12 protein-coding genes are annotated in these 12,493 nt (G+C 50.3%); 8 read left to right on the forward strand and 4 right to left on the reverse strand.

Annotated features, from left to right (window positions below):
* Positions 1 to 159: 159 nt before the first annotated feature.
* Positions 160 to 1,260 carry a YeiH family protein gene (locus tag WH37_RS13965; RefSeq protein ID WP_052736975.1) on the reverse strand — a complete coding sequence of 367 codons (1,101 nt, stop codon included), beginning with the start codon at positions 1,258 to 1,260 and terminating at the stop codon, positions 160 to 162.
* Between the two features lie 198 nt (positions 1,261 to 1,458).
* On the opposite strand from WH37_RS13965, the gene WH37_RS13970 reads away from it, so the two are divergent.
* Complete coding sequence (locus WH37_RS13970) at positions 1,459 to 2,361, forward strand: LysR family transcriptional regulator (RefSeq protein WP_046231215.1); 903 nt, start codon at positions 1,459 to 1,461, stop codon at positions 2,359 to 2,361.
* A 141-nt stretch (positions 2,362 to 2,502) separates the two neighbouring features.
* Here the strand turns inward: WH37_RS13970 and WH37_RS13975 are convergent, their stop codons facing one another.
* Positions 2,503 to 3,477, reverse strand: a complete 975-nt coding sequence (locus WH37_RS13975; protein WP_046231216.1) for an aldo/keto reductase — start codon at positions 3,475 to 3,477, stop codon at positions 2,503 to 2,505.
* Between the two features lie 214 nt (positions 3,478 to 3,691).
* Here WH37_RS13975 and WH37_RS13980 point away from each other — a divergent pair, with 214 nt between their 5' ends.
* On the forward strand, positions 3,692 to 4,339 hold the full coding sequence (locus tag WH37_RS13980) for a hypothetical protein (protein ID WP_046231217.1): 648 nt from the start codon (positions 3,692 to 3,694) through the stop codon (positions 4,337 to 4,339).
* 133 nt (positions 4,340 to 4,472) lie between these two features.
* Positions 4,473 to 4,889, forward strand: a complete 417-nt coding sequence (locus WH37_RS13985) for a glycosyltransferase (RefSeq protein WP_046231218.1) — start codon at positions 4,473 to 4,475, stop codon at positions 4,887 to 4,889.
* A gap of 148 nt (positions 4,890 to 5,037) precedes the next feature.
* Here the strand turns inward: WH37_RS13985 and WH37_RS13990 are convergent, their stop codons facing one another.
* Complete coding sequence (locus WH37_RS13990) at positions 5,038 to 5,784, reverse strand: hypothetical protein (protein WP_046231219.1); 747 nt, start codon at positions 5,782 to 5,784, stop codon at positions 5,038 to 5,040.
* A 458-nt stretch (positions 5,785 to 6,242) separates the two neighbouring features.
* Here WH37_RS13990 and yidC point away from each other — a divergent pair, with 458 nt between their 5' ends.
* The 4 genes from yidC (at position 6,243) to WH37_RS14010 (ending at position 8,935) form a co-directional block, all read left to right on the forward strand.
* Complete coding sequence (gene yidC / locus WH37_RS13995; RefSeq protein ID WP_046231220.1) at positions 6,243 to 7,103, forward strand: membrane protein insertase YidC; 861 nt, start codon at positions 6,243 to 6,245, stop codon at positions 7,101 to 7,103.
* 192 nt (positions 7,104 to 7,295) lie between these two features.
* Positions 7,296 to 7,994: a pirin family protein gene (locus WH37_RS14000; RefSeq protein WP_046231221.1), complete on the forward strand. Its 699-nt coding sequence runs from the start codon at positions 7,296 to 7,298 to the stop codon at positions 7,992 to 7,994.
* Positions 7,995 to 8,027: 33 nt separating this feature from the next.
* A complete protein-coding gene (locus WH37_RS14005) occupies positions 8,028 to 8,360 on the forward strand; it encodes a hypothetical protein (RefSeq protein WP_046231222.1) in 333 nt (110 codons plus the stop codon).
* A 338-nt stretch (positions 8,361 to 8,698) separates the two neighbouring features.
* On the forward strand, positions 8,699 to 8,935 hold the full coding sequence (locus WH37_RS14010) for a cold-shock protein (protein ID WP_331458050.1): 237 nt from the start codon (positions 8,699 to 8,701) through the stop codon (positions 8,933 to 8,935).
* Positions 8,936 to 9,087: 152 nt separating this feature from the next.
* On the opposite strand, the gene WH37_RS33585 is transcribed toward WH37_RS14010, so the two are convergent.
* Positions 9,088 to 10,191 carry a GGDEF domain-containing protein gene (locus WH37_RS33585; protein ID WP_052736976.1) on the reverse strand — a complete coding sequence of 368 codons (1,104 nt, stop codon included), beginning with the start codon at positions 10,189 to 10,191 and terminating at the stop codon, positions 9,088 to 9,090.
* Positions 10,192 to 10,740: 549 nt separating this feature from the next.
* Between WH37_RS33585 and WH37_RS14020 the strand changes: the two genes are divergently transcribed.
* Complete coding sequence (locus WH37_RS14020; protein WP_046231391.1) at positions 10,741 to 12,489, forward strand: ABC transporter ATP-binding protein; 1,749 nt, start codon at positions 10,741 to 10,743, stop codon at positions 12,487 to 12,489.
* The last annotated feature ends 4 nt before the right edge of the window (positions 12,490 to 12,493 follow it).

Here is a 12,493-nt window from a genome sequence, read left to right on the forward strand (position 1 = left end):
AACCTCAGTCCTCCAAACAAGGAGGGAGCGTCCCAAGCAACGAGGTCTCAGCAACAATCGCAGGCTGTGATTCCCAAGCCTTGAAGCGTCAGATGAGATTGGCCCCCGAAAAAGCGCAAAGCAAGGCGCAGCAGGCCGACTCTGGTTTGCGTACACACCCTAGCGCCACATAATGAATAGCAAAGATAATAATGACAGCAGAACCGACGTTATTGTCATGGCGAGTAGCGGGCGAAGCGCGCGGGAGCGCAGCTCTCTCAAGTTAACGTTCAGACCCAGCCCGACCATTGCCATCGTCAACAGGATGGTAGTAAGCGTGGAAATGTTGCTTAAGGCGTCAGCGGACGGCGCAAGCGTAGTTCCAGCAGTCATGCTCCCGAACAAGCTGAGGGCGATGAAGCCGAGCAAAAACCATGGAAATTCAGGCCTAGCCTTCATCTCCTGAGCATTCGCCGCCATCTCGCGGTGGCGGCGACGGTTCATGATCGCCATCAGTATGAAGCTGACGGGTACGAGCAAGAATACGCGGCTCAGCTTCGCTAGCAGCGCAAGGGCGACAGCATCTTGTCCGGCAGGCTCGGCGGCAAGCGCCACATGGGCAATTTCATGCAGGCTGATGCCTGTCCAAATGCCATATTGCGCCGCAGTTAGCGGCAGCAGCGGCAGGAGGGCGGTGTAAGCGAGCGCGGCAATCGTACCGACCAGCGCAACGAGTCCGACGCTTGCGGCGGTATCCTCGCCGCGAGCTTTGAGAATCGGCGATACAGCAGCAATGGCTGCTGCGCCGCATATGCCTGTGCCGATGCACAGCAATAGCGACAGCGGCATATCGGCTTTGAGCTTGCGGGCGAGCAGCAGGGTGAAGAGGGCGGAGAAGAGGATGGTTGCGGCGGCTTGCAGCAGCAAGCCGGCCCCTTGCTCCAGCAAAACCATCTTATTCAGCTTGAGTCCGAACAATATAATCGCAAGCCGCAGCAGCTGCTTGGAGGAAAATTGAATGCCAGGGCGGAGAAAAGCTGGATATCCAGCGAATTGGCGAAAAAGCACAGCGGCAATTAAGGCAATCGCCATAGGCCCTACGCGGCTGAAGCCAGGAAGCATTGCGAGTGCATAAGCAGCGGAGGCAAAAGCGGCTGTCAGCGCAACCCCGCCCAGCCAAGCCGCAACATGTCCCTGGGCATGCCGGCTTAACCATCCCTGCGGCTTCGTCTCTTCGGAGGTGGGGCGCCTAATCATCATCGGGTTTATTTCTGCTTTCATAGCTGTCACCTCATTCTGTGAGCGGAAAGCCCTCTGCTGCCTTCAGTAATGGCGGCGCGCTTCCTGCCTGATTTATTAATTAAGCATAAGGGATGGCTTACGATAAGAAAAATAAATGGTTATGATTATAATCATAACCAAATACTTATGACATTTTCGTCGATAGGCATCAAGTAATGAGAGGAGCGCATTTAAACGATGGATCAATCCCTGCTCGTTTTTATAGCTGTTGCCGAGGAACAAAGCTTCACGCGCGCTGCGGAAGCGCTGCATATGACGCAGCCGGCAGTCAGTCAGCATATTCAGTCGCTGGAGGCGGCTTTGGGCACCAAGCTGCTGGATCGCAGCAGCAAGTATGTCCGGTTGAATAAAGCGGGTGACATCGTGTACCGCCATGCGAAGGAAATGAGCGGATTGCACACCAAAATGCAACGCCTGCTCGACGACCTGCTTCATACCGCAAGCGGCACGCTATCGATTGGCGCAAGCTTCACCTTTGGCGAATATGTGCTGCCGCATACGATTGCCTGTTTACGGGCGCGCTACCCGCTTATTACGCCAACGATCACAATCGGCAACACGAAGGACATTGCGGCGCTCGTTGCAGCCCGCCAGCTGGATATTGGAATCGTAGAGGGCGCGCTGCCAGAGCAGGACAAGCTGAAATGCGAGCCTTTTGCCAAAGATTTAATGTATGTCGTTGTTGGTGCCGGGCATCCGTATGCGAAGCGGCAGGACATAGAGGCTGAAGAGCTGCTAGGCGAGCATTGGATTGTGCGAGAGGAAGGCTCGGGAACGCGGACGGCAACGGAAAAAATGTTTGAGCAATACGGTATTCGGCCGCTGAATCGCATGGCGTTTGGCAGTACGCAAATTATTAAGGAGTCCGTTGAGGCGGGTCTCGGCATTTCCTTGCTGTCAGAGTGGGCAGTACGCAAAGAAATTTCGCTCGGAACGCTGAACAGGCTGACCATCGCTGGGCAGCCTGTCGAACGTGATTTTTCGATTATTACGCTGCGCGATACCTTTCATACGAAAGCGGCGGAGCTGTTTATTGAAATGGTGCGCACCCGTGAAGGCATGCCGCAGCAGCCGACTTAGGGTTTTCCCGATACAGTAGCGATAGAGCTACAGACAGAGCTACATCTTCTTATGAAAAATAGCTCCTGTCATTCGGCCCATAACTGGCTGCGCTGCCTCAGACGCACTCTATGGCGTGTTCCGTTCCTCCAAGCTTATCGGCTAACTCAGCCTGTAAAGCGCGAATGGCTCGCCATGCTTAAATCGCAGGCTGATTTCATCCAGCCGCTCCATGACGGCCGGCTCAGGCTGAAGGCTGGCTGAGGCCAGATTGGCCTCCAGTTGCGCTGCGCTCGTCGCGCCGACGATGACGCTCGCCACGGCTGGCCGCTGCATGAGCCAGTGCAGGGCAAGCACAGCTGGCGTGCAGCCAGCCTCAGCCGCAAGCTCGCCCACCTGGCGGCTGAGCGTGAAGCCCTCGCCCGTGAAGAAGCGGGCGAATTCCGGGTTTTTGTCCAGCCGCGACCCTTGCGGTGCGCTCTGCTGCTCGCTGTATTTTCCGGTCAGCAGACCGCCTGCCAGCGGAAAATAAGGGATAATGCCGACGCCTTGGTCGAGGCATAGCGGGGTAATGTCGCGCTCCGGGGTCCGGTCGGCGAGCGAATAGCTGGTCTGAATCGACACATAGCGATTCAGGCCAAGGCGGTCGCTGATGCCGAGCGCCTTCATCAGCTCCCAGGCTGCATAGTTCGATGCGCCGATGTAGCGGACTTTGCCGGCGCGCACCATATCATCGAGCGCCCGCAGCGTTTCTTCCAGCGGCGTCTCCGGATCAAAGGTGTGGATTTGATATAAATCCACATAATCCGTTTGCAGCCTCTGCAAGCTTTGCTCCAGCTCAAGCTGTAAATGATAGCGGGAAGAGCCGCGCTCGTTCGCGCCTTTGCCGCGCGGTAGACCGGCTTTGGTAGCGACTACAGCCTCATGCCTACGTCCTTTAAGCGCTTCGCCGATGATGGTCTCCGACGCGGTGCCCGAGTAAATATTGGCAGTATCAAGAAAGTTTATTCCGCTGCCAAGCGCAGCATGTATAATAGAGATAGAGCTTTGCTTATCCGCCCGCGAGCCGAAGGAATTGGTTCCAAGGCCGAGAGAGGATACTTTCAGTCCACTATTGCCGAGACGTTTATACTTCATAAGCTGAGTCACTCCGTTCAACGTTTAATTGGCGCCGTTGGGCATAAGCATGCTTGGCCGCCGCTAACAGGCGACCGTGTAGAAATAACAGAATTTATAAGTTTTTGATAAATAAGCTTCTATTTCACCGCGGAACGGATGCTGCCTCTAAACGAGAGCAACGCCGTTTACGCTTGGCACATTTTACTATAGCATAAGATTGCGGGGGACGACGATGCAAAGAATGATAGCGCGGGCTCAGCTGCTTGCAGATGAAGAAATGAAAGCGCTCGCTTCTGTAGAGCGCTTAAGAGAGAAACTGCTTCCTTGGATTGAGGAAGGCAAATTCATGACAGCGGCCTTGTTTAAATGGGAGCGGAATCTTTTTTTATACGTAGAAAGCATGATGGATGAACCACCAGCGCCCGAGGAGCTCATGCGCGATTTGTCCAGTTATTTGGAGCCATGGCCCGGACAGGCCGAGAAGCGTTTATGGATTCCGATGATTGATGTTTTTCATTTCAATGCGCCAGCAAGTCCGGAGCATTGGCGGCGTAAGGCAGCGGTGGAGCGGCGCGTCGGGCGCGTGGCCCATTTGAAGCCCGAGATGGCGGCGAGCTACATTTATTACCACTACCAGCTGCAAGAGGAGCACGCGTTTCATGGTCCCAAATATGAAATCATCGCGATGCACGAAAATTTGCTGTTCGGCTATCAGGAGTTTCCGACCGTTGTTGAGGAGCCGATATTGCCGCGCAAGCTAATGACGAGCGGAACGCCTACAGACTGGAGTGAATCGCGCATGGATTTGCATTTTCAGCCATGGCCCGATGGTCATTTGTATTTCAAGCCGGTGGAAACATGGTTTGCTTTGGGGGAATAAGGAACAAACTGACAAAATTCATCATAAATTTATGAAAAATGATCAGTTAGAATTAAGGGAATCTTAAGAAAAATCATGTATAGTAGAAGTACAAGCTGTTAAGGCAGCATTCGAAGCCGGGAGGGGACCTGTTATGCGTGAGCCAGTCACTTATTCCGTAGTTATTCCTGTGTATAATGATGAGCAAATGCTTTACGACACCTACAAGCGGCTAAAACGAATTATTCCGCCAATTGGCGAGAATTACGAACTGATTTTTGTAAATGATAACAGCACGGACCGCTCAGCAGATATGCTCCGAGTCTTTTGTGCAGCTGATATTCGGGTACGTGCGATCCACTTCGCCAGCAGCTTCGGTTATGAGGCGGCGATTGCCGCAGGAGCCGAGCATGCCTCAGGCGAGCAGAAGATCGTCATGGAGGTATCTGACCGCTTCCGCAGTGTTAGTGCGGGATTGCAGGGTGCTTCTCCGTTTTATGTTGTACGGGCTAAGGAAGGTTTCACCCATTCCCCGCTGTGGGATTTTGCGCCGGAGAGTGCCGCATGCTAATAAATAGAGCAGCTAAATGGTTTTTCATTCGCAAAAAATAACCCCCGCCTTATTAGGCGAGGGTTATTTTTAACTGGGGCGATGCCATTTATGCATATGCGCAGGTTTGTCCCAAAGTGCCCCAAGAAGGAAGGCAGCTGTGGCTCTGTTATTGTTCAATGTAAAAACCGAATGAGTGCATGTTGTCAGCGTTGTTTGTCATGATGAGCGCTTCCGGCAAATCGATTTTGTCAAACGCATTGTAATAAGGAGTTCCTGCAAGCAGCACAATAGCAATGGCAATAGCCAGTCTGCGTACCATTCGCTCGCTTGGACGGCGATTGAGCTTTGCTTTCGGCAAGGTCACTCGGCTGCTGCGCTCGCCATGAATTATCCAGAGGATGGCGGCGGCGAAGCCAAGCATCGAGAGCGGAAGAGTCAAAGGCATCGAATGCAGTGATACTGCGACCGATAAGGTCAGGTAAAAGATCGTTAGCATACATAGTGACAGCAGTTGGTAAGGCAGAATGAACGCGGGCTCTGAAGCGCGATATAGCATGCGTACAGGCAGTGGCTCGCTGGACTTCCGTCCTGTGTTTTTGCGCATTCTGAGCAGCTTTGGAATGCTTCTGGCCCACAGCAGCGCAAGCGATAGCGTCAGGATCGGTACACAGATGAGCATGCCCAGATCGTAATCCGGAGGGAGCTTGACGGCCATGGTGACGACTCCGCCCAATGCCGCTGCTGCTGGGATGGACAGTACAATTGTCCAAATTATCAAGTGTTTGGCACGCTGGTGCAGCTGCTGCTCGGATTTGCTGTAGAGCAGGGAGGAGGCCTTATTGCCGGCAATCCAAGACAACAGCAGCGCTAGGAATAAACAACCAAGCGTAAGATGAACCAAGGTGATATACAAAATAGCTTACCTCCCAGTATAATAATGACTAGATCTATTTTATCGCCTGCGAGCTCCTCGCTATAACAGTCTCTGGTGCAGGTAGTACCTAGACTTTAGACGAGGGAATATCAGGAATGGTTGCTTTATACTACAAGAGTAACCGATTTGAGTCTGGAGGTGAAGAAGCTGCTCGAGCTGCATGATATTATACCGTATTTTTTCTCTGTAAGCATTATCTGCACGTTCGCTTATGCAGCGTATTTCACTTTTCATGCTGCAAGCGAGCCGTCCCGCTGGTCGAAGGACAAGGTCCATGCGCCAGCGCCTGAACGTATTTTGCCAACTGTTCAGCGGGCTCATACCGTTGCACTCTGGCTTGTACGAAAAGTAAAAAGAAAAGAAGCGCCTGATGGTGATCCCACAGATTGCAGCTCCTCGTTTGTGAAGCAACATCCAAACAAACGAGGAGGATATATATGTTATCTAAATATACAATGGAAATGCTTAAAAAATACCGCTTTATCCTTATTATCGGGCTGCTGCTCATCATTAGCGGCTGTGGTGCGCCGAATGGAACGATTGACTCAGCGACACCAGGATTTTTCAACCATTACGTCGTTTTCCCCATCTCTTATTTAATTCAACACATTGCGCAGTTTTTTAACGACAGTTTTGGAATGGCGATTATTGCAATCACCTTGCTCATCCGTCTGGCCCTGCTTCCGCTCATGCTTCGTCAATCCAAGAGCCAGCAGGTGATGAAGCAAAAGATGAGCGTCATGCAGCCGCAGCTTAACCAAATCAAGGAAAAATACAAAAATGACAAATCGCCTGAAGCGCAGTCGAATATGCAAAAGGAAACGTTAGCGCTGTATGGCGAGCACAAGTTTAATCCGCTAGCCATTGGCTGCCTGCCGATGCTCATTCAACTGCCGATTTTGTCAGGACTGTATTATGCAATCAAAATGACGCCAGAGCTGGCGCAGCATTCCTTTCTCTGGTTCCAGCTGGGTACACCGGATCACATCCTGCCGTTTCTCGCCGCTGCTATCTATTATGTGCAGTTCCGCGTGTCTCAAATCGGCATGGACCCTGCCCAGCAAAAACAGATGGCGCTGTTCGGTTACATTTCACCGATCATGATGGGCATTTTCTCATTCACCGCGCCTGCTGCTGTACCTTTGTATTGGGTTGTTGGCGGCGTATTTATGATTTTACAGACCATGCTTTCCAAGCGGCTTTACCCAATGCCGACCTTGCCAATCGCTTCGGAAGTTGAAGCCGAAAAACCGGCACCAGTGAAACATAAAGGCAAGAAGCTGCCAGCAAAATCGTAACCTGCACATCTAATAGACGCTCCAGAGGGCCCTCAACCCTCGGGGCGTTTGTTTTTATTTTTTCGGGTCAAAGAAAGCGGCGAGCAGAAGTTTATAAGCCGAAAATCCTATAAAGCACTTTATTATGATACAATAAGTGTAAGGTTTGGTTTGGCATGCGGACAATGGAATGGATAAAGGAGGCCTTGCACGATGATTAAGCGTTATCCTGCGAACGAGCGGAACTTTTTTGATATTGGATGGTTGAGGGGCTCACGCAGCTTCTCATTCGGTGATTATTATGATCCGGATAACGCTCAGTTCGGCGTCATGCGTGTATGCAACGAAGATGAGATTGCGCCGGGCCGCGGCTTCGGAGCGCATCCTCATAGCGACATGGAAATTGTGACCATTGTGTTGAAAGGCCGCCTCAAGCATGAGGATAATTTGGGTAATATGGAAGTTACCTCTGCCGGGGAAATCCAGCGGATGACAGCGGGCTCCGGCATTGTTCATGCAGAATACAATGATTCAGAAACTGAAGAGGGGCATTTTCTGCAGCTGTGGTTTATGCCGCGCGAGCGTGGATTGACGCCTTCCTATGAAGTGCATCGGTACGATCAGGAGAAGCTGGTCAATGCTTTTCTGCCGATTGTCACGCCGGACGGGGCGAATGGCACAGCGATGATTCATCAGGACATGTCGATTCATTTGGGCCGCGTTGAGGCAGGGAAACGTTTGTATTACAGCCAAAAGGCGGGTCGGCGTGTGTTTCTGATGCTGATCGAGGGCGCTGCCGACGTCAACAACCTTGATATGATGGCGAAGGACAGCCTTCGTGCGGAATTTGAACCGGAAATTCTGATTAAAGCGAAGGAAGATACATTCGTCATGCTTATTGATATGCCTTAAGGACGGATTTTTCTACGCGAGGAGGAGAAAGCGATGAAGGAAACGTTATTAATCAAGCATGCGGTTGGAGGAAGAACCTTTGTAGATTCCAGCAAGCATGGCGTTCATTATCACATTGGGCAGGCTGCTGATTTGTGGGCGTTCACGGTCACGACGCCGCCGGAGCTTGATTTGGGTAACCTGCTTGCGTGGAAGGAAGAGCTGAACGTCTTTCTTTTCCAAGAGCATGAGGATAAGCCAACGGTCAAAATTTGGTTCTACGTACAGGAACAATCCGTCAGCTTTCAAGCTGATGAACGCAAGCTTGCGTTCAAGGCGAAAGCGATGATTGAATATATTCCACATAATTACGGCTACAAGCTGTAAAGCGGGGCCAAGCGTAAACGGCTTTGCCGTCCTCTGGCGGTAATGCTAACGTTTCGCGGTGAAATATAAGCTAAGTATAAAGAGAAAACTTGTACTTTCTTATATTTTAATAAAATCGCCTGCTGCTGCATATACATCCTTTATGCGAATGAAGGACAGGGTGCCTTGGCTTGACTTATTCAGGCGTACCGATCAGATGTACAACATTTATTGCTTGGGCTCGGGGCGGCTGGTAATAAATTGCGCCCAATTCCTATGTATGGAATTGGGCGAATTATCAAACGCTAGGAGCAGGAACAGGATTATCATGGCAGTAGCATGTCCAATTAAAGGAGGCGTTGACGATCTATAGTCGGAAAAAGTTTCAAGAGGAAGTCCCTGAGGTGAGCACGAAAATATGGGCTTGTACAAGTGATGTTTGCAATGGCTGGATGCGTGCAAACTTTTCATTCGAGCAGTCGCCCACTTGCCTGCAATGTAATTCTCCTATGGAAGAATCGGAGAAGATGCTGCCACAGCTCGTCAACTCCAATGATATAAATCGAGCGAAAAACAGCATTCCAGTAAGCGAGTAAGCCGAATAAATGGTGGATTCAAACAAGGGCGCCCAATTGGGCGCCCTTTGTTTGAGCAAACCGGCTAGATACGCCCGCTGCTGTCCTAGCATTGAAACCTACTACAGCGTGCGCTAGCTATCGGCCCGCACAAAAACGACTATCCGAGCAAGTTATCGGATAGTCGTTTTATTTTTGCCGCTATTTTTGGACTCGTATAGGGCTTGATCCGCTTCCTGGAAGCTGTCCTCCTTGGATTCACCAGGGAGATGCTCGTGCAGGCCGATACTGACGGTGACGGCAAGATTGTCCATTTCGGTGATTTTGGTCTGAGAGATGGATACGCGAATTTCCTCAACGAGCGCAAGCGCCTTCTCCAGGCTTTCTTCATGGAGGATGAGTATAAATTCCTCCCCGCCATAACGGGCAGCAAAATCATCGGTTTTCAAGTGCTTCAGCAGCGTCGCTGCCATCTGCTTCAACGTAATATCGCCAACCCAATGCCCATAGGTATCGTTGACATGCTTGAAGTTGTCGATATCTATAATCGCTAGCTGGAAGTTGAACGGGTTAGCCTCTTGGTACTCAATGAGCTTTTCTACATATTCGTGAAACGTTTTATGGTTATAAAGATCGGTAAGCGGGTCGATTTTCGACATCCGATCCATCACGATATTTTTGATCAGCAGCTCTTGCTCGGATTTAAGCGTACGGTTGAGCGTGACAAGCAAGCCTCTCGCCCGATGAATAATTGCGAATCCTACCATCGCTGTTGCAATTAGAATGCCTGCAAAGAAGAAGGCATCGAGTGTAGTAAATTCTTCATCATAATAATTAGAAAAATAAATATAAAACAGGTAAAGCATCGAGACGAGCAGCGAAACAAATAAATAATATGGCCGCAAAAATAAAATCGTAATCAGCATTGGAAGCAGCAGCAAGGCGGGTGCCGTCAACAGCTGGGTGTTTAAAAAAAATAAGAAGCTCATCGTAATGAGATGAGCGCCGGTAATGAGCGCTTTCTCGATAAAGCGGCTCGCATAGCGGATAATTACTTCAAGGGATACCATTACGACAAGCACAAATATGTTTTGAACTAGAATGTCATAAGTAAACAGTCGGTTAGAGAAAAAGGTATCATCCGGTGAAGTGTTTTGGAAAGCAAATATCGTATATTGACAGGTAAGCGCTAGTATACATAACACCCAATACACATTGAGAATGATGCGATACCAGCTTGATGAATCATGGCGGGGTGCTGAAGATAGACTGAACATATCTGCCTCTTTTCCAAAATGGTGCCTCCGTTAGATGGCTAGCTGAATAGCTTCGACAGACCATTCCTGCTATCCTGCAAATTCGACACTTATTCATGCGAAATTTAGAGGTTTGCTGTACATAATTGTTTATTGAGGTAAAATGAACCTTGAAAACCCGCAAAATGGGCATAACTATTTTCAAGATAAGGTATTGACAGCATTTACTAGCGATGGTAAAGTGGCAGAAGATTAAACAAATGGAAAGGAGGATTATGTCTCATGCGTAAATTTACAGTACATCTAGGCAAGAAATTTGATTTTGTAAATATGAATTTAATGAGCGTAATCCATCCGTGCGTTAATTCTCTTTGATGAATAAGGGAGCTTTCCCATAAATCAAAGGCGTATGGTTGCGTTCGATGCAGCCGTGCGCCTTTTTCAATGCCTTCGACCCGCTAGAGGTCGATGATGCATGCGAAGGAAGCGTATCGTGTAACCGATGCGTTTCCTTTTTTTGTGGGAAAAATAAACGTTTGGATGGATATGGGGAGGTATCAAAGCAGCGCTATGTTTATCGTACTTAAGAAGCTTGGATGGTTTTTCAAAATGGATTGGAAGCGCTACGCGATAGCGGGAGTGCTGCTGATTTTGGTTGGCGTACTGGATATTATTCCGCCTTGGATGACGGGGTATGCCATCGATGGCATTTCGCAAGGATCACTTGCTGACAAGGAGTTTTATTTCATTATTGGCGGCTGGATTGCCATTACAATTGTAGGCTATGCCATGTCCTATGTTTGGTTTTATCAATTGTTCGGCGGCTCCTTCCTTCTGGAGCGCATTATGCGTTCCCAACTGATGAAGCATTTTATGAAAATGTCGCCGACCTTCTTTGAGCGCAATCGTACAGGCGATTTGATGGCTCGGGCAACGAACGACTTGAAGGCCGTGTCGAACACAGCGGGCTTTGGCATATTGACGCTGATTGACTCGACCTTCTTTATGGTGACGATTCTCGCTGTGATGATCGCTACGATCAGCTTCAAGCTGACGCTGGCTGCGCTGCTGCCACTGCCGCTTATGGCGCTGGCTATGAGCTATTTCGGCGGCAAAATCCACCGCCGCTTCATGGAGGCGCAGGATTCCTTCGGTGAGCTGAATGACCAGGTGCTGGAGGCGGTGTCCGGCGTGCGCGTCATTCGCGCCTTCGTACAGGAGGAAGCGAGCCAGCAGCAGTTCAGCCGCAAGACGGACGAAGTGTATGAGAAAAATATTGAGGTTGCCCGCATCGATGCGCTGTTTGAGCCGACGATGAAAATTCTCATCGGTCTTAGTTATTTGATCGGTTTATGCTATGGCGGCTACATGGTGTTCCAAAGTGAAATTACGCTGGGCGAGCTGGTTTCGTTCAATATTTACTTGGGCATGCTCATCTGGCCGATGCTTGCGATCGGAGAATTGATCAACGTCATGCAGCGGGGCAATGCTTCGCTTGATCGGGTTAACGAATCACTAAACTACAAACCCGATGTAAAGGATGCTGCAGAGTTAGTCGCAGTGGAAGAGCCTGAGACGATTTCATTCCGCAAGGTGACGTTCCGTTATCCTTCGTCGAAGGTCGATAATTTGGTCAATGTTTCGTTCTCGATCCGCAAAGGCCAGACGTTAGGCATCGTTGGCCGCACAGGCAGCGGCAAGACGACGTTGCTCAAACAGCTGCTGCGCGAATATCCAATTGGAAACGGAGATATTTCTGTCTCGAATGTGCCCATCGACAAGCTGGAAATTCAGCGCCTGCTCGGCTGGATCGGCTATGTGCCGCAGCAGCCCGTGCTGTTCTCCCGTTCGATTCGCCATAATATTTGGTTCGGGAAGAAGGGCGAGGCGAGCGAAGCGGATTTGCAGCGTGCGCTGGAGCGCGCTTCCTTTGCCAAAGATATTCAGTTTTTGCCTGATGGCTTGGAAACGATGGTCGGTGAGAAGGGGGTTGCCCTTTCAGGCGGACAGAAGCAGCGTGTGAGTATTGCGCGTGCGCTCATCGCCGATCCGGAGATTTTAATGCTGGATGATGCGCTGTCTGCTGTAGACGGCAAGACGGAGGCGGAAATTATTGAGGGCATCCGCACAGAGCGTGCGGGCAAAACGACGCTCATTACGACGCATCGCCTATCTGCCATTCAGCATGCGGACTGGATTATCGTGTTGGATGAGGGCCGCATCGTGCAGGAAGGCACGCATGAGGAGCTGCTGCAAGCGGGCGGCTGGTACAAGGAGCAATATGATCGCCAGCAGCTGGAGTCGATTATTGAGTCCTAATAAA

Origin of the sequence: Paenibacillus algorifonticola, from assembly GCF_000971975.1 — a bacterium.
Lineage (GTDB): Bacteria > Bacillota > Bacilli > Paenibacillales > Paenibacillaceae > Pristimantibacillus > Pristimantibacillus algorifonticola.

Bases quoted from the DNA above. Each gene is read 5' to 3' on its own strand.
- WH37_RS14020 (WP_046231391.1), top strand. From the start codon at position 10,741: ATGTTTATCGTACTTAAGAAGCTTGGATGGTTTTTCAAAATGGATTGG.
- WH37_RS14005 (WP_046231222.1), top strand. From the start codon at position 8,028: ATGAAGGAAACGTTATTAATCAAGCATGCGGTTGGAGGAAGAACCTTT.
- WH37_RS13980 (WP_046231217.1), top strand. From the start codon at position 3,692: ATGCAAAGAATGATAGCGCGGGCTCAGCTGCTTGCAGATGAAGAAATG.
- WH37_RS13965 (WP_052736975.1), bottom strand. From the start codon at position 1,260: ATGAAAGCAGAAATAAACCCGATGATGATTAGGCGCCCCACCTCCGAA.
- yidC (WP_046231220.1), top strand. From the start codon at position 6,243: ATGTTATCTAAATATACAATGGAAATGCTTAAAAAATACCGCTTTATC.
- WH37_RS13985 (WP_046231218.1), top strand. From the start codon at position 4,473: ATGCGTGAGCCAGTCACTTATTCCGTAGTTATTCCTGTGTATAATGAT.
- WH37_RS33585 (WP_052736976.1), bottom strand. From the start codon at position 10,191: ATGTTCAGTCTATCTTCAGCACCCCGCCATGATTCATCAAGCTGGTAT.
- WH37_RS14000 (WP_046231221.1), top strand. From the start codon at position 7,296: ATGATTAAGCGTTATCCTGCGAACGAGCGGAACTTTTTTGATATTGGA.
- WH37_RS13970 (WP_046231215.1), top strand. From the start codon at position 1,459: ATGGATCAATCCCTGCTCGTTTTTATAGCTGTTGCCGAGGAACAAAGC.
- WH37_RS13975 (WP_046231216.1), bottom strand. From the start codon at position 3,477: ATGAAGTATAAACGTCTCGGCAATAGTGGACTGAAAGTATCCTCTCTC.